This is a genomic window from Rhizobium sp. AC27/96 (genome assembly GCF_001692325.1).
Taxonomy (GTDB): Bacteria; Pseudomonadota; Alphaproteobacteria; order Rhizobiales; family Rhizobiaceae; genus Rhizobium.
Window position 1 is genome coordinate 116321 of sequence record NZ_LXKN01000046.1, and the last position, 19834, is coordinate 136154.

The following is a 19834-nucleotide window of genomic DNA, read 5'->3' on the forward strand; positions in this document are numbered from 1 at the left end:
TTCCTGTTCATGGGCTAGTGCCCGTTGAAGACGGTGAGGAATGCATTGGAGAATTGACTGATCATCGCCGCGATACTGAGATAGAGCATGAAAAGGCCGCCCATCAGCAGATAGGGCGTGGAAATGAAGTAGATCGGAATTTGCGGCGCCAGCTTGTTGATGAAGCCGATCGAAATCTGGAACATCAGGCCATAGAGCAGAAACGGGCTCGACAAGCGCAGCATGATGAAGAAGGTAGTTTCCAGCGTATCGGTGATGGAAATGAGCGCGGCGCGCGGCTCGATCTGGCCGCCGAACGGAATGACGGAATAGGAATCGACCAGCGCCTGCAGGACGTAATGGTGAAAATCCAGAATGAAGAGAATCATCAGCCCGCAAAAGCTGATGAGGCCGGTCAGCGACGTCTCGCTTGAATCTTCGATGATGTCCGCCCCGGCCGGCGCGTTGAAGCCGATCAACATCGATATGACCGTGCCCGCGAACTGCAGGCCCAGCGTATAAATCCGGGCCATCATGCCATACATCACGCCGATGATCGTCTCGGTGAAGATCAGGCGGATATAGCTTGCACCGCTATTTGCCACTGCCGGATAGATCGTGTTCCAGAGCAGCGGCAAAATGGCCATGGACAGAGCCACGGAAAGCAGCAGCCGGATCTGCATCGGTATGCGACCGGACGAAAAACCAGGGAGCACCATTATGCAGCCGCCGATGCGGCAGAAGGCGACGAACACCGCCAGAATGGTCCCCTGAGGGTCAGGTATCATGAAATCGAACCCAGAATCTTGATCTCGATCCCCTTGGCCAATTCGACATGCGACAGAACCGGAAGGGTCGCGAACAGGCGTTCGATGATCATGCGCACATAGGAGCGTGTTTCCGGCGACGTGACAAGAACGAAGGGCATGCCCCGGTCCATGTATTCACGGATAACTTTGCCCGCCTGCTCGCTGAACTCTTCCAGGCTGCGCGGATCGATGTCGAATTCGACGATTTCGCCCTTCTGGTCGCGCTTCAGCGCCTGATGGAAGATCAGGTCCCATTTGCTGCCGAGGCGCAGGACGCGCAGAACGCCATTGTCCGCCAGGTCGCCGCAGAGCTGCTGCGCCATGCGGACGCGCACATGCTCGACGATCTGCTCGGTCTTGCGCACGTGCGGCGCCAGTTCGGCAACCGCTTCGAGAATGAGGTGCAAGTTGCGGATGGAGACGCGCTCGGCAAGCAGGAGCTTGAGCACTGCCTGCAGGCCGGAATAGGACATGTGCGACGAGCAGATTTCGTCGGCGAGCTTCTTGTATTCCGGGTCAAGCCGCTCGATGAGGATCTTCACGTCCTTGTAGGAGAGCAGCGCCGGCAGGTTGTTGCGGATGACCTCGCTCATGTGGGTGAGCACCACGGAGACATTGTCTATCGGCTGGAAGCCCTCACGCTTCAGGTCGTCGACGAAGGCCTCGAGCACGGAGACCGCGGGCATGCCGAAGGCTGGTTCGCGAATCTCGTCGCCGGGAACGGTCGGCTTGCGGCCCGAACCGGTGACGACGAGCACTTCGCCGACACGCAGCATATTGGAAGCGATCGTCGTGCCGTGAATGCGGATCTGATACGACTTGTCGGCGATGCCCATGTCGTCGATCACCTTGATCTCCGGCACGACGAAGCCGTATTGGGTCGCAAACTTCTTGCGCATCTTGCCGACGCGGAAGGCCAGTTCCTGATGCGCGCCGAGCAGACGGGTGGAGACGATCTTGCCGAGCGCCAGTTCGATCTCGGCGGTCTTCAGCACCGACTTGACCGAGTCCTTTTCCATCTCCTTCGTCTGCATCACCTTCTGCTCTTCGGCATCGCGGCGAAGCTTGTTCTCGGCTTCGATCTGGCGCGGAATGAACCAGGCGCCGGCAGCCAGCAGGCCACCAAGGAATACAAAAGGCAGGAACGGCATGCCGGGCATGACGGCCAGAATGCCCATCAGCACCGCCGACACGGCGAGCGCACGTGGATAGCCGCTCAGCTGGTTCAGAACCGCCTGATCGGTCGAGCCGGCCGTACCGCCGCGCGAAACGAGAAGGCCGGCTGCCAAAGACACGATAAGTGCCGGCATCTGCGAAACCAGACCGTCGCCGACCGAAAGCTTGACGAAGACGTCTGCGGCCTGGCCAATCGGCATGCCGTGGCGGAAATAACCGATGATGATGCCGCCGAAGATATTGATGCAGGTGATCAGAAGACCGGCGACGGCATCGCCGCGCACGAACTTCGAGGCACCGTCCATGGCGCCGAAGAAGGAGCTCTCCTCCTCCAGCTCGCGCCGCCGCCGCTGTGCTTCCTTCTCATCGATCAGGCCGGCCGAGAGATCGGCGTCGATGGCCATCTGCTTGCCGGGGATCGCATCCAAGGTGAAACGGGCGCCGACTTCGGCGATACGCGTCGCGCCCTTGGTGATGACGATGAAGTTGATCGTGATCAGGATCATGAAGACGATCAGACCGATGACGAAGTCACCCGACATGACCAGGCTGGCAAAGCCTGCAATGACACCGCCGGCGGCATCGTGTCCTTCGTAGCCATGCGAGAGAATGACGCGTGTCGTCGCAATGTTCAGCGCCAGGCGCGTCATCGTCGCGATCAGAAGAATCGTCGGGAAGGACGAGAACTCCAGCGGCTTCTTGATCCACAAGGCCACCATGAGAATCAGCACTGAAAGCGCGATCGAAAAGGCGAGACCAAGGTCGATCAGAAACGGCGGAATCGGCAGAAACAGCACGCAAAGGATGACCATGATACCGAGGGCGAACCCGATATCACGAACGCTGGGATTGGCTTTGGGAAGTGCTAATGCGGGTGGTTGTGCCATCGACCGTTTCCATCTCTTCATGAGAGGGGGCAAACGGTTGACCCATTTGCCCATTCGGACCGATCTTTAGAAGGCGAAGCTTGCGCGAGAATGGCTTATAGCCAGCACAACACATGATCCGAAAGGTCGTTTCGACCCTCGGACCCGATCTCTAGAAGCCGGACTGGATGCGGGAGAAGACGAGATTGGTGAAGATCGAAATCTGCGAGCCGACGAAAGGTGCGGTAATGCCGATCGTCACCATCACGGCAACGATCTTCGGCACGAAGGTCAACGTCGCTTCCTGCACCTGGGTCAGAGCCTGAATCAAGGCGATCACGAGGCCGACGACCATGGCGGCTAGAACCGCCGGGCCTGAAGCCACAAGCACCGTCCAGATCGCTGCCTGGAAGATATCCAATGCATCGGCTTCATTCATGGCATCTTCACCCCTAGTTCAGCAGCTACTCATTAGCTGCCGGACGAATCCGACGAATCATCGGTGCTACTATCGCTCGACGACGACGGCGTATCAATGACAGTACCGGCCGGAGCGATCGTTACGCCGGCCTGAATGAGAATCTTGTCGCCGGCACTGGTCTGGGCAATGATACCGTCCGTATAGACGGTCACTTCCTTGATCGTGCCCGTGGTCTTGCCGTCGGCGCTCATGATCTGCTTGCCGATATAATCGGAGGCCTGCGAGATCCATTGGTTCTGCAACACCGTTTCCAGGTGCGAGTTCGTCTGGATCTGCTGTTCGACCTGGGAGAAGCTTGCCAGCTGGGAAATCTGCTGGGTGGCATCCATCGGCGCGGTCGGATCCTGGTTCTTCATCTGTGCGATGAGGAGCTGCAGGAAGTTATTGTAGTTCAGGGTAGCGCTGGCACCCGCCGTAGCGGCATTCTGCGCTGAATTGCTCGAAGAACTGTTATTGTTAACGGCGTCTACCGCTGCCATGGAGCAATCTCCCGGCGGATATGCTCGATCGTAGCCGCCGGCATTTCCTGATTGTTCAGAATGCTGTCCTCGACCGGGTAGAGCCCCCGGATCGCCTTCAAGGCGTCGAAGGCGCGACCGGTGGCGACGAGGCCGTCGATACGCTTCAGCTCGGCCAGCACTTCCTCATTGTGGAAGCACGACAGCAGCATGACGATCGACTTGCGGAACATCGCCGTCGATTGCTCCTTGCCCTCGGGATTGATGAGGATCATCTGCGCGATGAAATAGAGCTGGCGCAGCGGCGTCTTGGCTTCCTCGGGCTGAAGCACGTGGTTTTCAAGCAGGAATGTCACATCATTCAGGAATTCCAGAGCAACCTTGCGATCGACGCGCAGGACGGCTCCGTTGATAAAAATCTTTTCCCCGGCTTTAAGCGATATACGAAGCGTACTTTTCATTTAAGTCCATCCCTGATGATGGTGGTGACATCGATGATGCCTTGATAGTTTTCCGACTGGCGCCGCCGGATTCGATCGCATTCCTTCAAAATCCAGATGGCGATCGATATTAGGTTGGCCCGTAGTTCGACGTTGAGCTGGTTCTCCGGACTTTTAAGGTCCTCGACAAAGCTGACCCATACGCGCCGCGTATAGTAGAGAGCCTCAATCGCCTCGCGGCCGTATTTCCCCGCATCACGGGCCGCAGAGAGAAGAGCTACCGACCGGTCCAGAACTTGCCGTTCTCTTTCCTTGGCGTCGGCCACTGCATCCTGCAGGACTTCCGCATATGAGAACTGATACATTCATGCATCCTTCCTGGTCATTCCTTCCCTTTGATCATCAAAGGTAATTTACAAGACTTAGCTGCTGGATCTTCGAGACAATGGTGTAGGCGGTCTCAAGCTGGGTCTGGAGGCTATTGACCTTGGTCGAGGCCTCATAGGGATCCACGCCCGTCAGGTCGCCTATGTTGGTATTCAGAATGGTCTTCTGCGCATTCAGCGTCGTGTTCGCATCCGTCAGGCGCGATTGCGAGAGGCCGAGCTGGCTTGCCTGGCTGTTCAAGCCATCGATCGCCTGGCGCGCGTAGCTGATGGCCTGATCGGTAACGGCGTTCTGCGCATCCTGGTTGAGCGCCGGCGTCGTGCCCGTCAATGCATTGGCGACCGTGCTTGCAAGCGCCATGTAGCGCATGCCCGCCGAGTTGGAATTCGTCGAGGTTTCGATGACTTCCGAATTGCTGATCCGGCTCGTCATGTTCTGATCCGAGGCGCTGGACCAGCTCGCCCAGCCGCTATCGGATGTGAACATCGGCTCGACCTTGGTCGTGATGAAATCCTTCATCTGAGCGCCGGTGAGCTTGTCTATCGTCGTGCCATTGGCTGTCGCATAAGCGGACAGTGCCGTCTGGATCGCTGCATTCGTCGACGCGGATTTATCCGTCATCGGCTGCACGTCGGTATTGGTGCCGGCGAAGAGATATTCGCCGTTGACCATGGTATTGCCCGACGCGATGACGCTCGACAGTGCCGAGGTCGCGACCTGCTGGGTCAGCGCTATGCTCGTGCTGTCGGTATTTCCGCGCAAAGCCACCAGCTGATCCATCAGCTTCTGCGCCTGCGTGCCCATGCCGGTCAGGGCAGTCTGCGACGATGTCATCCGCTGGTTTGCAATCGAATTGCTGCCGAGAATGGAATCAATGCGCGACACATCCCTCGTAAGGTTGACGCTGAGCGCGGTATTGCTACCCAACGCGACGCCGATGTCGGCATAAACGCCCGTGGTTGCCTCGGTCGACGCACTGGTCATTTCATTCTGCGCCTGACGGATCGTCTGGCGCATGGCGTTCTGAATGGCTTGGCTTGAAATGAATGAGAGTTTCATGGCTTAGCTCGCAATATCCAGTACCGATTGAAGCATCTCGTTGACTGCGTTCAATATCTTGGTTCCAGCCTTGTAGGACTGCTCGATATCCATCATCAGCGTCAGTTCTTCGTCGAGGTTGACGCCGGTCGCATTCGAATAGGCAGTCGAGGAACGCGATACGGCCGCAGAGGTATTTTCGGCCGCTGTCGTCGCCGAGCTGCGCTGTCCCTCAAGCCAGCCGATAGAGCTGGATGCATAGTCCATGAGGCTGGCTTTGCTGTCGGAGCCAGCTTTCGGGTCGAAGTTCATCTTCGTATTCATGCCAGTGATGTAGGCATCAAGCTGTGTAGAATAGCCGCTGTCACCGCTGGTATTCTTGGTGTAGCCGGTTTCCGTCGAGGTGTTGTTAATACCACCATCACGCAGCAATGACGGATTGCCACCTTGAGACGTGACTAATTTCGAATTAACGGTTATCGAGCCAGCGAGGCCCGCAACGGCGGTAGCGCCGGTCGGAACGGTGCCGCCGCTCCAGGTGAAGAGACCAGGAAGTGTCGGCTTTGTCGGATCGCTGTTCGTCTCCGCGAAGGTCGTCACCAGGCCGCGCGCAATTTCATCGAGCTGCTTCTGATAGGTCGGGGCGACATCGTCGCGAACCTGAAGCGCCGCCTGAAGCGTGCCCTGTGCGGTCGTGGTCGCGCCCTGGCCGGGGGTGAGCGCAACACCGTCGATATAGACGCTGTTGCCGGTGGTGCCGGCCGTATAGGAATTCGTCGGCGTAAAGGTCACGGTGCGCGGAATGGTCTCGAACAGAGTCGTGCCGCTCGACGTGTAAAGCGCCATGTCGTTATTGCCGCGCGTCACAGGCGTAACGCCGACGATCTGCGAAATCTGCTTCAGGATCGAATCGCGCTGATCCATCGCATCGGCAAGCGCATTCGACGTGGGACCGGCGGCCGTGCTCGCGGACTTCACCGCATCGTTCGCGTCCTGGAACTGCTTCAGCAGGCCGTTCAGCGTATCGACGTCGGAGCTGATCTGCTTGTCGGCGTCGGACCGGGCGTTCTGTACGGCGGTCGTGGCATTGTTGAGTGACGTGGCAAGGCTCTGGGCCGCATTGATGGCGGATTGCGCCGCAGTCGTGCTGGATGGCGACCCCGAATAGGTCTGCATCGCGGTCTGGAAAGCCGAAAGATAGGTCGAGGGCGCGATCTCATTGTCGTTGCCGCCGAGCGTCGTCGATTGAAGGTTGCTGTAGGCATTCAGGAGCAGCTGCTGCGCGGCATCCGAAGACGCGTTGGCAAGATATGCCTTCTGCAGCGCCGGCTCGTCGCTGCGGGCAATCTTGACGACCTGTGCGCCGGCGCCGTTTGTCGTCAGCACAGCCTGCCGACGCGAATAATCCGTGTTGCTCGCATTGGCGATATTGTTCGACACGACACTGCTCTGCGTGCCGGTATTGTTGAATATTGCCTGCGCGTTATTGAGAGCTGTTGTGAGCGACATGACTGACTCGATACCCTATTCGTTTTAGCGCCGCAGATTGGCCGATGGCGCGCCGGATGTGTCGGGATAGCCCATCAGAATGAGGCCGGCGGACTCCAGATTGTCGTTTGTATCCCGTGAGAAGGTCTCCGAAATGACCGCGAACGACCGTCTGTAAGCGTTCTGAGATACGACGAAGCCATCATGAGGCGACATCGCACTGGCGCCGATGCCGAAAGCGGTGCCCAGACGAACCGTCTGTACATTCCGCTCCGCACTCGCGGTCCTCATGCTGTCGAAATTCCTCATCTGGAATCCTCGTTATCCTTGATGCGACCAAGAGTAGGTGGCGGGCCTTGCGTGAAGCTGTCTGAGAAGACGAAAAAACGATCATCGCAAAATGACGCAGCGGGAAGCTGAGCCATGCCCGCGTACGCCGCGAGATGGCGGAGAAATGTAAGAAACAACGCACCATAGGATCCGGGCGATGGCCAGGCGCGCCGGCAAAGCAAAGGCCCGGGAATCACTGGATTCCCGGGCCCTTGGCCAAACTTGAGAGGTTAGCAGCCGATCGAAGCCTCAGCTCCAGTCGATGCAATAACCAAGGAAGCGCTTGGAATCGACGGGGTCAAAACCGAGCTTCTTGCGCAGTTTCTTGCGCAGCTTCGAAATGTGGCTTTCCACGACGTTCTCTTCGACTTCCTCGTCGAAGATGCCGTAGATCGCGTTGAAGATCTGCGTCTTCGTCACCCGGCGACCGCGATTGGCGATCAAGTATTCCAGGATGCGCCGCTCGCGCCGCGGCAACGCAAAAACGTCGCCGTTGATCTCCGGATCGCGCCCGTCCGCAAAGATGCGAACCGGTCCGACATCGGTATAGTTGCTGATGGCCTTGAGCCTCCGGCGGATCGCCGCGGCTCGTGCCAGAATCTCTCTGGGATGTACCGGCTTGCGCACGACATCGTCGACACCGCAATCGAAGAGTGCAAGCGTCGATTCCAGCGAAGGTTGATCGCTGACAGCGATCACCGGCGCAGTCGTACGGTCACGAATCGCTCTTGGGAGCTCGTGCACGTGCTGCCCTTGCCCGATCAAAAACGCTTCAACAGCAGCAATATCGCCCTCTGCCGCCGTCGTGACCCATTCCCCAAATTCGCGAGGGTCAAATCCCGTGGACGGGATGCCCTCCCGCCCAAACAGTGATGTATATCCGTCCTTAACAAGCTCTCGCTCATCAACCACTACGATCATTCGTCCGCCTCCGAATCAGTGTGGTGTTTCGATGGACTATGGGTACGAATCGGGCGAATCACGAACAACTGTCGGAAATGAGTGACGGAAATTAATAATTGATTAACTTTAGAGGTGCGATTTGCACTACATATAGTGGGTGCTTTACGTTTTACACCGATAAAAAAGTTGTTAGTTAGCTTATCGTTAATATGCGCATTTCAGGCAAAGAGATGGCAGTCAACCTCGCCATAAGGGTTAGTGCCTGCTAACCGGATAGACAATACAACCTATGAGCGTCCTAATTCTGGCAGAACGTTGCCGCGTTTGGCGTCCATTTGCCATAGCCTGTTGCCACCAGATTGGCGATGACGCGACAAACATAGACCTTCTGGGCGGGGTCGTTGTTCGGGCCAGCGTGGTATCTTGCTACCGCCATCGTCCAGGTCTCATGCCTGTCATGTAGATTGCGGAGAAACTTGGCGGCATACTCGACATTACTGCGCGGGTCGAACATGGCAGTCACGGAGGTGAAATTTTCACCGTGAAAATACTGGTTGATCTGCATGCATCCGACGTCGATAAGCTTCGCTCCGTTCTGCCGCGCGGCAGCAAAAACCTGCAGGGCGGCATTCTCTGACGGCGGAAAAATCGGCTTGCCCTCGACGTTGAGCGCATAGGGATAAAGCGATCCCTTGCGCCCGGTTTCCGTCAAACCGACCGAGTAGAGAATCCCTTCCGGTATGCCGTATTTTGCAGCGGCTGACTGGATTTCGCGTTCGCAGAGGCCGGCTGCACCATTGTCGGGTGGCGTTGCGTTTCCCGATGCGAAGGCATCAGAGGTAAACTGCCCCAGAGCGAGAACGCTGAGTGTTGCCAGCAGCGCCGTCTTCCGCGCCACGTTCCGCCGAGCTGCGATTGCCATTGTTTCCATTTGCCTGCTGCCCCGAATAGTTCTGGCCTTTCGGACGTGCGTCGCCGCCCTGCCCCTGGTTCAACAGGGATTGCTGCTGCGACTGATTCGATCCGGACTGCCGGCCGCTATCCGACTGTTGATCCGCATTCGAGGCCATAGTGACGGTGATGCTATCGACCTGGTAGCCCTGAGCCCGCAGCGCATCGACCATATGGCTCTGATCCGCATGCAGCTGCCTGTAGGCTTCGCCGGTCTGCACCTTCAGATCGACGCTCAACTGATCGCCCGAAAGCCGCATCGTCGCGGTAACATTGCCAAGGTTGTCGGGATTGAGCTGGATCTTGAGCGTGTTGACGACCTTGCCCGTGCTGGACAAATTCGCGGCATTCGAAAGCGCCGAACCCGGCTGCATCGCTGCCGACCATTCGCGGTCACCAGCCAGCGAACCGGCAACCAGCGCCGAGTTGGCGGCAAGCCCGAGGTAACGTCGAGAATCAAGGACGGTGACGGCCGGCAGGTCGCCGCTCGCAGGAGCGTCTACCTTGACCTCGGCTGCATCGTCACCCTTCTTGGAGATGGACAGATCGAGCGCGCCGCTTCGCCCGTCAGCACGCGTCAACCGAAAGGTCTGCGACGAATCCGTTGCTGTGCCATCTTCGGACGGCATGGCGTCTGCCGTAGTCTCCTTAAGCGTCGCACTGGAGAGCGGCACGCCCTGAATCTTGGTGTCGCCCGCCGGCTGCCCGGTCGTCGTCATCACGCTTTGAGCTGCAACAGCGGCTTGCGGGACATTCAGGAGCGACAGCGCGTCGGAGATGGTGGTGGCCGCTTGGGGGCCTTGCGTCGGTGTTGCCTTACTATCGTCGGTGTTGGCCGCATCCTTCGCATCTTTCACGGCCGGTGCCTTGCCATTGCCATCAGCAGTAGCGGGCTGTCCACCGGCCGCCACTGCCTCGGCCAATTGCTGCGCGATGTCGGCAAGCTGAGCCGATGCATCGATCTGTGCCGGCATCGTAGTCGCGTTGGTGGTCGGTGCGGCCGGATCCGTCGAAATAGCGGCAGGGTCGGTTTGTGCGGAAGCCGGATCGGTTTCGGTTGTCGCCGAAGCTGCCTTCTGCAGTTCGATCAGCGATTTCGTCAGCGAGAGAGCCGCCGCTCCTTGCGGAGATTTCGCTCCCTTGGCCAGCCCGGCGGGATTGGCGAGATTGGCTGCGGATGTGTCGATCATCGCCGCTCCGGCATTGGCGCTTTCATCAATGGCAAGTGCAAGCGCCGCGGTATTGCCCGCCGCCGTCTTTGTCGCGCCTGCATCTTCATCCGGATCGGTGCTGGTGGTAGCGGCATTCGCTCCCGCACTGGTATTGCCCTTCGTGCCGGATGACTTGGACCCATTGCCAAGCGAGCTCGACAGGGCGTCAAGAAAGCCCTTGCCGCTGTCCTGCTTCCCGGAGCGGGCACCTTTCGCGGCAGCAAGGATATCCGCCCCGGAGGAGGCGCCGGATACACCGATGTCGTTCATGATCAATGACTTTCCTGCTTCAACAGGCCGTCGATGGCATCAAGCTTCGAGCGGCTCGTCGTGACGAATGCGTTGAACGAAGAGTCGGCCTCCTGCCGCCCTCCTTCCGGGGCGGGAGCTGCGTTTGTAGCCGCTCCCTGCTCAACACCCGCCGTGCCGGGAGATTGGCCTCCCGCCTGATTCGTCACAGCAGCATCGTGTTCAGTAGTCTGTTGATTGGGCAGGTTAGAAACATTGCCTTGCCCGAGGCTTGCAGGATCAGGCGTACGCAGGATCTCCTGCGCCACCGCCTTTGCAGCGTCGCGCAAGGCGCGATCCTGTGCATTCAATTCTCCGGCAGGCATCTGGTTGAGATTGCTGATCGCCGCCTCCAGGCCCGGTGTGGACACACCCGCCACGCCGCCATAGAAGCCCGCCAGAGCGCTGAAGGCATCGCTGCCGTCGTTCGTTATGGCCTGGGCACGGCCCGCTGCCAGGGCTGCAAGGTCGGACTTGCCGGCAATCGCCGCGCGTCGCGCCATGCGCAGATAGATCTCCCTTTGCCGGGGAGGATCCATGAAGGAAAGGATATCGATGATATCCTGCTGCTTGACGTCGGAATCATGATCCACCACCAGCTGCACGAAGAGATCGGCAAACTGGCTGGCATAGGGCGAATGCAGAAAGCGCCTCGTATAACGTTGGGCATATTCGAGCCCCAGCGGCACCAGGCCGGAATCGGCGCACAGAGCAAGCGAGCGGCGCAGCGCCGATTCCTCGACGATCGTCCCTGGCGCCATTACCCGCGCCCAGTCATAGAGCTTCAATGCCGCGGCGGCATTCTTGCCAGACATGACATTGCCGGCGACGAGCGAAAGATAGGGGCCGATAGGCTTGTCGCGATATTCCCTGGCAATGTCGGCGAGCGTGTTGACGACCAGCAGCCCCTTGCCGTTCAGATATTTCCTGAGCACGTCGGCAACGCGGTTGTCGAAATTGCCGTTGATGTCGCGCGACATCAGATATTCGAGCGTTTCCGGATTGCCGCCGCTCATGGCGTAGATCAGCGCCGCATCGGCATTGCGGCTGTCTTCAAAGACGGATTTGTCGGCATTGCGCAGGCGCTCGTCGATGGTGGCCAGCAGAAAGCGTTGCATCTCGCCGGCCGAACTATCGCCCGCAACCACGGAATCCTGGACGAATTCGAGCGAGCGCAGCATCTTGTAGAGCGGCAAGCTGTCCTGCCCCTCGGCACGAGCGCCCGCTGGCGCGAGCATGCCGAAGGTCAGCGCGAGTGCTAGGCGACGACGATGCTGTTTGCGCGCCATGACCTATCCCTGCTTGCCTTGTCCTGGCTTGCCTTTGCCCGAGGCAGGCTTTGCAGGGTTCTGGGTGTCCGGTGCGGCAGGGTCCTGTGCAGCCTGGCTCGTCGGGGCGGCAATCAGGATCTCGATGCGGCGATTGGCATCATTGAAGGGATCGTCGGGCAGCTTCAGCCGGCGGTCAGCGAAACCTGAAACCTGCACGATCCGCTTCTCATCCAGGCCGCCGCTCGTCAGCATGTAATAGGCGCTCTGGGCGCGATCGAGCGACAGGCGCCAGTTGTCGTTGCGGCCGCCGACCATATAGGGGCGCCCGTCTGTGTGGCCGCGAACCAGGATCGAGCCCTTGCGTTCGGACAGGACCTTGCCGATCTTTTCCATCGCCAGCACCATTTCCCGGCGCGGCACGGTTGAGCCGATATTGAACATCGGATCGTTGCTCTGGTCGGAGATCGTCACGAGCACACCGCCTTCAGCCGCGGTGACTTCCAGACCCTCCGCCAGCTGGCCGGCGACGCCGCCGATCTGCGACTGAATTTCCTGCTGCAGTTGCTTGGCTTCCTGCTGCTGGGCTTTCGTCGGCGTGACGTCCTTATTCTGGGCGACAGCGGCATTATCCTCGAATGTCGAGGCGTTGCTTTGCTCCGTCTTGCTGGCGAGCTGTTGCTGTGCCGGCTTGTCCTGCTGCTTGGCAGCTGCCTGCTGTTCGCTCTGTGTCGGCTGTTGCTCCGGCGTTTCCGTCTGGCTGGCCGGTTGACCGCTGTCGGCAGCCGTCGCCTTGGACAAGGCCACCACCTCTCCCTTCGGCGATTGATCCGATTTGGCGGACTGTTCCTCGTTCGCCTTCTTCGAGGCGCTCGAAACCTGAACCTGCTTGGTCCAGAAATCCGGGTCGAATGGATCGCGATAGGCCTGGCCGCCATCGGCGCCCGTGGCCGGACCGGATTGAGCCGCACCGCCCTCGCCCTTGGCGCTGACATTGGCCTGCTGGCCGACTTCCTGGGCGATTTCGGCCAGAACCGAATAGGGATTCTCGAAGAAATCGGCTTCGGAATAGTTCGTCTGGTCGCCGGAAGTAGACGTCAGGTCTTCGCCCGTCTTGGCGGATTTGCCGTCGTTCGGATTGTCTTGCGGCTTGTTCGATTTTTGCTGGTTCTTCTCGCCGTCAGCCTGGTCGACGGGCTTCTTGAGGCCCTTTTCCGTCGGCTTTTCGTCGGCAAGCTTGATCGGGTTGAAATAGGAGGCAACCGAAGCCTTCGTCTCCTCGTTGGCGGCGTTCACCAGCCACATCACCAGGAAGAAGGCCATCATCGCCGTCATGAAGTCGGCATAGGCGATCTTCCACGCGCCGCCATGACCGCCTTCGTGATCGCCACCGCCATGACGCTTGACGATGATGATCTCATGCTTGCCGTGATTTTGATCGCCGTCACTCATTTCAGAATCTCTTTCAGGCTGGCGGCCCAGGCAGACATGCGGGTCACGAGAACGCTCTCGCCGATGGTGACAGTGAGATCGACATCCTGCGCCTCGATATGGCGCAGGAGAGCAGCCTCTTCACCGAGTTTGGCCTGGAGCGCCTCGAAGAGATAACCGGGACCGCTCACGGAGATCGGGCCGACACTACCGTCGAGAATTGCCGACCTGACCAAATCCGCAAGATCGGCAACGGCCCTGGTCGTCAGCGTTTCCGTCATGATCGGCGCGAGGACTGCGGCCGCTTCCGCACTGATTGCCTGCCCTAGCATGGTGGCGATGCGGGTCATGTCGGCAGCTATTCTTTCCGCCGCCTGCTCTTCGTACCGCGCTCGCAGGGCATCGGCCTCGGCGCGAAAGGTTTCGCTCATCGCATCGAGTTCGGCCCGATGCTTTTGAGACAGATCCTGCGTCGCGGCGTCATGGCCCTCCGCATAGGCGGCGCGGCGTTCGGCCTCGACATCGACCGGCGGCTCGACTGCGGTTTCCGCAAACTCCATCGGTTCCGCGAAAACCATATCGGCAATGCCTGCGGGCGGAGCCTGTTCGGCACTGAAATCCTTGAGATACCGGGACAGTGTCAAACTCACGCGCGCATCTCCCCACTCGCGTCGGCAAGACGCTGCAAGTCGAAGCCACAAGAGGGCCGATCATTTCCCATTCTCAAAACGTCGATCATCACGCTTCCGGTTTCCGTCCTCTGGCGGCGCGCGCCGGAGATGACTGATATCTCCGACAAGCTGCGCAACCATGCCACTGCGCCGAACCGTAGGCAGTCAAACTTGTGCGAGGATGAATGCGGAGCGGCATTGGCAATCTTGCCGCGCCGCGCGCCGCCTCATTTCGACTGAAGGAGAATCAACACCTTGCTCGCCATGCTATTGGCGATCGACAGAGACTGGATGCCCATCTGCTGCGCCGTCTGCAATGCACTCTGACGCACCGACGCCTCTTCCATCTTCGTATCGACGAGATCGCCGACACTGACCTTGATGGCATCGCTGAGTTTGGCAATATAGTCCGACTGATCGTCGATATTCGACTTCATCAGGCCGAGCGTCGAATCGGCCGAGGTTGCCGACTTCAGGAGTGAATTAGTGACATTGATCATATCGGTCAGCTCATCATCCGTCGTGGTGCTCGAAATGGCGATTTCGGTGCCGCCGGCCGGCGGTGTGCCTGAATCGGCGGCCAGAAGATAGTAGTTGCGAGCCGGCATGCTGCCACCGCTCGATGTGCCGAGCGTGCTTGCATCAACGTTCTTGGTCAGCAACCCCTTGCTGGCATCGGTGGTATCGATCATCAGGGTTTGAGAGCTGTCGTAGCCGATCGTGGTGAGGCTTACCTGGCCGCCTGCGCCACGGGTGAAATTGCTGATCACCGACTGCTGCGTGCTGGCATTCTCGCTGTTGTTATAAAGCCAGTTCTCGCCGGAGAAGGATGCCGACTGCGTGACTGATTGCAGCTGATTCTTGAGCTGCTGAATATCGGAGTTGATGGCGTTCTTGTCCGTACCCGCCTCTTTTGCCGAAACCAGCTTGGTCTGGATCTGTGTCAGCAGGCTGACGACCGTGTCCATGGCGGTCGATGCGGTATCGACCTTTGAAGCGCCGAGGCCGAGCGCATCCGTGATCGTGGACAGGCTGCTCTGGTCGGAGCGCATGGTGTTTGCCATCGACCAATAGGTAGGATTGTCGCTTGCATTCTGGATGGCATAGCCGGAGGAGACCTGCTCCTGCACGACACCGAGATCTTTATTGATTCCGCGCAACACCGTCAGTGCCGCGGACGTGGCTCCATTTGCCGTCACATTGCTCATCTGAAAATCCGTAAATCATTGGGACTGGCAAACCGGGCCGATCCGGCAGCAACGATTGGCCTCATGCCCACCAGCGGGAAAGATCCCAGCGCGGCCCGTCGCTAAAACAAGATGCTTCAATCGCTTTGAAGAAGGCCGGAGCCAGCTTCCGCGCAAAGACTGCAAATCAATTGGCGGCAACGTTAACAAAAGCTTATACGCGGCGACAAGAGAGAAATGCCGCCGCGCGATCTCGGCGCAAGCTCCACTCAAGGCTCACTTGAAGAGAGCGAGAACGTTCTGGGCGCTGGTGTTGGCGATCTGCAGCGACTGGATCGCCAGCTGCTGCTGGGTCTGCAGGGCCGACAGTCTGCTCGACTCTTCTTCCATGTCCGCATCGACGAGCTTGCCGACGCCGGAGTCGATGGTATCACGCAGCGTGGAGACGAAACTGGTCTGCAGATCGATGCGGGTCGAGAGCGAACCGAGCTGCGAGGATGCGCTCGTCAGGGCGTTGAGGGCTCCCTGCACGAGATTCATCGCCTTGCCGATGCCGCCACTCGTCATATTGGTGATATCAAGACTGAAGACCGAATAGGCAGTGCCGTTGATGTTCTGCTTGGTTCCAAGGATGCCCGAGCTGGTGTCGATTGCGCCGCTGGCCTTGGCGCCGAACAGGACGTTGCCTTGCGAGCTGGTATTGAAGCTATAGCTCGTGCTGTTGACGGCGACCGTGCCGTTGTTGTTGCGCACGAAGGAGGAGACTACGGAAGCGGAAGCGCCGTTGGCCGCAAACATCCAGTTCTGGCCGGAGAAGGACGCAGATTGCGCGATGCTCTCCAGCTGCTGCTGAAGCTGGGTCACTTCTTCCTGCACGTCCGATTTGGAGACGCTGTTTTCGGTCGCGGCGACGAGCTTGTCCTTGATCTGCTGCACAACGGTAATGGCATTGTCCATTGCCGTATAGGCCGTGTCGACCTTGGCTGCGCCCAGCCCCAATGCGTCGGATACGGCGGAAAGCGCGCTATTGTCAGAGCGCATGGTCGTCGCGATCGACCAATAGGCGGCATTGTCAGCCGCCTTGGCGACGCGATAGCCGGACGAAACGCGGCTTTGCGTATCCTGCAGGTTGGTATTGATCCCGCGCAGGGTCTGAAGTGCGGACATAGCCGCGTCGTTGGTGAGGATGCTGGTCATCGAGGTGCCCCTTGTGGCTGAAATAGAAAGGGACATCCGGTCTGCGGCCGGGAACGGCAATCAGCCTCATGCTTGTTAACCGGCTCTTAGGAGAGGTTAACCAACCGTTGCGTTAGCTGCAACTGACAGGAATAGGGTTAATAAAAGGTTAACGCCGTCGGCAAAAGTTAACGGAATCATTCGGCCCCGCCATTCGACCGATTCCAGCTGACGACATCCTCTCCACCACCTTTCATTGAAGCCGACCGAATGACTTCCGTGAAGCGTGTGGGAAGCCTGCGGATTTCCGTGGAACACAGGTGTCCGGCGCCTCCGGGAGCACGCAAGTCAGCTTCGCGCCATCTTCGCAGGCGTAGCATAGTCAGGATACGCCAATGTCGGTGAGGCGCGGCCAGGCGCTTTTCGCGGCACACCGACGGCAACGTCGGCGCGTCCGGCCATATAAGAGGTTATGATGTTCAGCTTGCAGGATGCCGGTCGGGCGGCGGTCGATCGCCACCAACGAACGAGCCTCGACCCGGACGACTGGCAGGCTTTGCGGAAGCAGGGTCATCAGATGCTGGACGACATGCTCGACCATCTGCAGACGCTCGGCACGAAGCCGGTTTGGCAACAGCCTCCTTCCTCGGCGCGCGCCTCCTTCGATGCGCCATTGCCCTTCGAGCCCAGCGACCTGGCCGACGTTCATGCCATTTTCCGCGATGACATCCTGCCCTATGGCAGCGGCAACATTCATCCTGGCTTCATGGGCTGGGTCCAGGGCGGCGGTACCGTTACCGGCATGCTCGCCGAGATGCTGGCCGGCGGACTGAACGCCAATCTCGGCGGACGCGATCACATGCCCATCGAGGTCGAACGCCAGATCATCCGCTGGACACGTCAGATATTTTCGTTTCCGGATACGGCCGGCGGCATATTCCTGACCGGCGCGTCGCAAGCCAACTTCGTTGCGCTGCAGATAGCGAGATGCCGCAAACTCGGCGTTGACGTTCGGGCAACCGGCTTGCCAGAGGAAGCACGGCTGGTCGCTTACGCCTCGAGCGAGGTGCATGGCTGCGTTCCCCGAGCCTTTGAAATGTCCGGCATCGGCAGCAACCAGCTGCGGCGCATCCCGGTCGATAGCGCCGGGCAGATCAATATCGAGGCGCTGGAGCAGGCCATTCTGCGCGACAGGCAGGAGGGTCACAGGCCCTTCCTGATTGTCGGAAGCGCGGGGACGGTGAACACCGGCGCGGTCGACGATCTCCTTGCGCTGCGCCGGATCGCAGACACTTACGATCTTCATTTTCACGTCGATGGTGCGCTCGGCGCGCTCGGCGTTCTGAGCCCGGATCTCGCGCCTTTGTTTGCAGGTATCGAGACCTGCGATTCGCTGGCCTTCGACTTTCACAAATGGGGCCAGGTGCCTTACGATGCCGGCTTTCTGCTGGTTCGCGACAGCGCCTGGCAACGGCAGACCTTCGCCTCTGATGCCGCCTATCTCAGCCGCGCCAGCACCGGTCTTGCCGGAGGAGACTGGTGGCCTTGCGACTACGGGCCGGATCTTTCACGCGGCTTCCGGGCCTTGAAGACGTGGTTCACCCTGAAAACCTATGGCATCAAGGCATTGGGAGATGCCATGAGCGCCAATTGCCAGCTGGCACGCGGCCTCGCGCAAAGGATCGAGCGGGAGCCTGCCTTGAGGCTGCTGGCGCCGGTCAAACTCAACATCGTCTGCTTTGCCTATGCCGGTATCGACGGCAAGGCGGCACCAGCCATCAATTCTCACATCGTCGAACACCTTCACGCCGAAGGCCGTGTTGCTCCGTCCGTGACCATACTCAACGGACAGCCGGCAATACGCGCCGCGATCGTCAATCATCGCACGCAGCAAGCGGATATGGACGCACTCGTGCACGGCGTTTTGACACTTGGCTCACGACAGGAACTTGCCCAATGCTGATGACCAAAGCCCATCCTGCCTCACCGGTTTCCTCAGAAAAACCGGATCGCGCCCGAATCCTGGGCATGCAGAGCATCGTGTCGCTGATCTATGCCGGCCATGACGTCACGCCGCTTTGGAACGATCTCATGCAGCGGGCAACGGCCGACCAGACCGACGCGGCCACGCTTCTCGACATGGCGACGATCTTGCACACGCTTGGCCGCGCCGACGAAGCCCGCCAGCTGCTGACATCCGCCGTCGCGCTCCGCCGCGACTTCTGCGTGGTTCACGGCGATGGGAGTGGACCGCACCTCCTCGCCTTCGTCACCGTGGGCGACTTCATGGCCAACACGCCGCTGGACTTCCTGCTGGCGGGCAGCAACTGCGTGCTTTGGCTGCACTATGTCGATCTCGAAACGCGAGCCCTCACCGATCTGCCGGACTATGACGTGGCTTTCATGGCGATCGGAGAATCGACCGAGAACGCTCCCCTTCTCGCCCACATGCAAAAGCTGCTTGCGGGCTTCAATGGTCCGGTCATGAACAGCAATCCCGAATTGATCAGCAGGCTGACGCGGGACGGCGTCAGTGAAATGCTCGCCGGCGAGCCGTCCATCCTGTCCCCGCGCACCTATCGGGTTTCGCGCGCGGATCTCGTCGCGGTGGGCGCCGGGACAAAACGCCTGGAAGATTGTATCTCGGGCCTCGCCTTTCCGCTCGTCATCAGACCCATCAGCACACATGCGGGCCACGGAATGGAGCGCATCACAGATCTTTCGGGGCTGTCCGACTGGCTGGGGATACAGCCGGCTCAGGAACTGTATGTCGCGCCTTTCATCGACTTCCGCGGCGCCGATGGCTTTTACAACAAGCAGCGTGTCGTCTTCATCGATGGCAAGGCTTTCGCGAGCCACATGGCGCTCTCCGATCACTGGATCGTGCATTATCTGAGCGCCGGCATGGGGCAGAGCCCGGAAAAGCGCGCGGTCGAGCAGGCCTGGATGGAGAATTTCGACGCCGATTTCGCGGTTCGGCACAAGGATAGCTTTGCCGCACTCTACCGCCACATCGGGCTCGACTATTTCGGCATAGACTGCGCCGAACTACCCGATGGTCGCCTGCTGGTGTTCGAGCTCGATGTCGCGATGGTCGTCCACAACATGGATGATCCCGTCGTCTATCCCTACAAGCAGATCGCCATGCGCAAGCTGTTCGACGGCTTCATTGACGCTGTTCGCCGGAAGCCTGGCGCCATATCGCTGACAGCCCTCTGAAAGCCGGAGCGGCGCGGCCACTTCAAATGAAAACCGCGCCTTCGTGAGAAGGCGCGGTGAAGTCCCTGTCCTGAATG

The 19834-nt window shown here is 59.4% G+C and carries 19 protein-coding genes; 2 read left to right on the forward strand and 17 right to left on the reverse strand.

What is annotated here, in order from left to right:
* Positions 1-14: 14 nt before the first annotated feature.
* The 17 genes from fliR to A6U86_RS26005 all read right to left on the reverse strand — a co-directional run bounded on the left by fliR (position 15) and on the right by A6U86_RS26005 (position 16559).
* Positions 15-767 carry a flagellar biosynthetic protein FliR gene (fliR, locus tag A6U86_RS25925; RefSeq protein WP_068397105.1) on the reverse strand — a complete coding sequence of 251 codons (753 nt, stop codon included), beginning with the start codon at positions 765-767 and terminating at the stop codon, positions 15-17.
* On the reverse strand, positions 764-2851 hold the full coding sequence (gene flhA, locus A6U86_RS25930) for a flagellar biosynthesis protein FlhA (protein ID WP_068397108.1): 2088 nt from the start codon (positions 2849-2851) through the stop codon (positions 764-766). Before flhA ends, fliR begins: the two co-directional genes overlap by 4 nt.
* 151 nt (positions 2852-3002) lie before the next feature.
* Positions 3003-3269 (reverse strand): flagellar biosynthesis protein FliQ, encoded by a 267-nt coding sequence (gene fliQ / locus A6U86_RS25935; protein WP_068397112.1) that lies wholly within the window; start codon positions 3267-3269, stop codon positions 3003-3005.
* A gap of 32 nt (positions 3270-3301) precedes the next feature.
* Entirely contained in the window at positions 3302-3790 is a 489-nt protein-coding gene (gene flgD / locus A6U86_RS25940; RefSeq protein WP_068397115.1) for a flagellar hook assembly protein FlgD, read from the reverse strand.
* Entirely contained in the window at positions 3778-4230 is a 453-nt protein-coding gene (flbT, locus tag A6U86_RS25945; protein WP_068397118.1) for a flagellar biosynthesis repressor FlbT, read from the reverse strand. The genes flgD and flbT overlap by 13 nt, the downstream gene beginning before the upstream one ends.
* Positions 4227-4574 (reverse strand): flagellar biosynthesis regulator FlaF, encoded by a 348-nt coding sequence (flaF, locus tag A6U86_RS25950; protein WP_068397121.1) that lies wholly within the window; start codon positions 4572-4574, stop codon positions 4227-4229. Before flaF ends, flbT begins: the two co-directional genes overlap by 4 nt.
* A 37-nt stretch (positions 4575-4611) precedes the next feature.
* A complete protein-coding gene (locus A6U86_RS25955) occupies positions 4612-5655 on the reverse strand; it encodes a flagellar hook-associated family protein (protein WP_068397124.1) in 1044 nt (347 codons plus the stop codon).
* A gap of 3 nt (positions 5656-5658) precedes the next feature.
* A complete protein-coding gene (gene flgK, locus A6U86_RS25960) occupies positions 5659-7143 on the reverse strand; it encodes a flagellar hook-associated protein FlgK (RefSeq protein WP_068397127.1) in 1485 nt (494 codons plus the stop codon).
* A 24-nt stretch (positions 7144-7167) separates the two neighbouring features.
* Positions 7168-7413 (reverse strand): hypothetical protein, encoded by a 246-nt coding sequence (locus A6U86_RS25965; RefSeq protein WP_141683817.1) that lies wholly within the window; start codon positions 7411-7413, stop codon positions 7168-7170.
* 288 nt (positions 7414-7701) lie between these two features.
* Complete coding sequence (locus tag A6U86_RS25970) at positions 7702-8373, reverse strand: transcriptional activator Rem (protein ID WP_068397132.1); 672 nt, start codon at positions 8371-8373, stop codon at positions 7702-7704.
* Positions 8374-8653: 280 nt separating this feature from the next.
* On the reverse strand, positions 8654-9235 hold the full coding sequence (locus A6U86_RS25975; protein ID WP_244510108.1) for a lytic transglycosylase domain-containing protein: 582 nt from the start codon (positions 9233-9235) through the stop codon (positions 8654-8656).
* On the reverse strand, positions 9189-10787 hold the full coding sequence (locus tag A6U86_RS25980) for a flagellar hook-length control protein FliK (protein ID WP_068397138.1): 1599 nt from the start codon (positions 10785-10787) through the stop codon (positions 9189-9191). Before A6U86_RS25980 ends, A6U86_RS25975 begins: the two co-directional genes overlap by 47 nt.
* Before the next feature lie 2 nt (positions 10788-10789).
* On the reverse strand, positions 10790-12094 hold the full coding sequence (motC, locus tag A6U86_RS25985; RefSeq protein WP_068397140.1) for a chemotaxis protein MotC: 1305 nt from the start codon (positions 12092-12094) through the stop codon (positions 10790-10792).
* A gap of 3 nt (positions 12095-12097) precedes the next feature.
* The gene (locus tag A6U86_RS25990; RefSeq protein WP_068397145.1) at positions 12098-13525 is read right to left on the reverse strand and encodes a MotB family protein; all 1428 of its coding nucleotides are present in this window, start codon (positions 13523-13525) and stop codon (positions 12098-12100) included.
* A complete protein-coding gene (locus tag A6U86_RS25995) occupies positions 13522-14154 on the reverse strand; it encodes a hypothetical protein (protein WP_068397148.1) in 633 nt (210 codons plus the stop codon). The genes A6U86_RS25990 and A6U86_RS25995 overlap by 4 nt, the downstream gene beginning before the upstream one ends.
* Positions 14155-14402: 248 nt before the next feature.
* Positions 14403-15383: a flagellin gene (locus tag A6U86_RS26000; RefSeq protein WP_068397151.1), complete on the reverse strand. Its 981-nt coding sequence runs from the start codon at positions 15381-15383 to the stop codon at positions 14403-14405.
* 255 nt (positions 15384-15638) lie between these two features.
* The gene (locus A6U86_RS26005) at positions 15639-16559 is read right to left on the reverse strand and encodes a flagellin (RefSeq protein WP_068397154.1); all 921 of its coding nucleotides are present in this window, start codon (positions 16557-16559) and stop codon (positions 15639-15641) included.
* A gap of 454 nt (positions 16560-17013) precedes the next feature.
* Between A6U86_RS26005 and A6U86_RS26010 the strand changes: the two genes are divergently transcribed.
* Both A6U86_RS26010 and A6U86_RS26015 read left to right on the forward strand, forming a co-directional pair.
* Positions 17014-18501 carry a pyridoxal-dependent decarboxylase gene (locus A6U86_RS26010; protein WP_068397157.1) on the forward strand — a complete coding sequence of 496 codons (1488 nt, stop codon included), beginning with the start codon at positions 17014-17016 and terminating at the stop codon, positions 18499-18501.
* The gene (locus A6U86_RS26015; protein ID WP_068397159.1) at positions 18495-19757 is read left to right on the forward strand and encodes a RimK family alpha-L-glutamate ligase; all 1263 of its coding nucleotides are present in this window, start codon (positions 18495-18497) and stop codon (positions 19755-19757) included. Before A6U86_RS26010 ends, A6U86_RS26015 begins: the two co-directional genes overlap by 7 nt.
* Positions 19758-19834: the final 77 nt, after the last annotated feature.

What these genes read in the sequence shown, in the direction of transcription:
- fliR (WP_068397105.1), bottom strand. Translation starts at nt 767, where the DNA reads ATGATACCTGACCCTCAGGGGACCATTCTGGCGGTGTTCGTCGCCTTC.
- flhA (WP_068397108.1), bottom strand. Translation starts at nt 2,851, where the DNA reads ATGGCACAACCACCCGCATTAGCACTTCCCAAAGCCAATCCCAGCGTT.
- fliQ (WP_068397112.1), bottom strand. Translation starts at nt 3,269, where the DNA reads ATGAATGAAGCCGATGCATTGGATATCTTCCAGGCAGCGATCTGGACG.
- flgD (WP_068397115.1), bottom strand. Translation starts at nt 3,790, where the DNA reads ATGGCAGCGGTAGACGCCGTTAACAATAACAGTTCTTCGAGCAATTCA.
- flbT (WP_068397118.1), bottom strand. Translation starts at nt 4,230, where the DNA reads ATGAAAAGTACGCTTCGTATATCGCTTAAAGCCGGGGAAAAGATTTTT.
- flaF (WP_068397121.1), bottom strand. Translation starts at nt 4,574, where the DNA reads ATGTATCAGTTCTCATATGCGGAAGTCCTGCAGGATGCAGTGGCCGAC.
- A6U86_RS25955 (WP_068397124.1), bottom strand. Translation starts at nt 5,655, where the DNA reads ATGAAACTCTCATTCATTTCAAGCCAAGCCATTCAGAACGCCATGCGC.
- flgK (WP_068397127.1), bottom strand. Translation starts at nt 7,143, where the DNA reads ATGTCGCTCACAACAGCTCTCAATAACGCGCAGGCAATATTCAACAAT.
- A6U86_RS25965 (WP_141683817.1), bottom strand. Translation starts at nt 7,413, where the DNA reads ATGAGGACCGCGAGTGCGGAGCGGAATGTACAGACGGTTCGTCTGGGC.
- A6U86_RS25970 (WP_068397132.1), bottom strand. Translation starts at nt 8,373, where the DNA reads ATGATCGTAGTGGTTGATGAGCGAGAGCTTGTTAAGGACGGATATACA.
- A6U86_RS25980 (WP_068397138.1), bottom strand. Translation starts at nt 10,787, where the DNA reads ATGAACGACATCGGTGTATCCGGCGCCTCCTCCGGGGCGGATATCCTT.
- motC (WP_068397140.1), bottom strand. Translation starts at nt 12,094, where the DNA reads ATGGCGCGCAAACAGCATCGTCGTCGCCTAGCACTCGCGCTGACCTTC.
- A6U86_RS25990 (WP_068397145.1), bottom strand. Translation starts at nt 13,525, where the DNA reads ATGAGTGACGGCGATCAAAATCACGGCAAGCATGAGATCATCATCGTC.
- A6U86_RS26000 (WP_068397151.1), bottom strand. Translation starts at nt 15,383, where the DNA reads ATGAGCAATGTGACGGCAAATGGAGCCACGTCCGCGGCACTGACGGTG.
- A6U86_RS26005 (WP_068397154.1), bottom strand. Translation starts at nt 16,559, where the DNA reads ATGACCAGCATCCTCACCAACGACGCGGCTATGTCCGCACTTCAGACC.
- A6U86_RS26010 (WP_068397157.1), top strand. Translation starts at nt 17,014, where the DNA reads ATGTTCAGCTTGCAGGATGCCGGTCGGGCGGCGGTCGATCGCCACCAA.
- A6U86_RS26015 (WP_068397159.1), top strand. Translation starts at nt 18,495, where the DNA reads ATGCTGATGACCAAAGCCCATCCTGCCTCACCGGTTTCCTCAGAAAAA.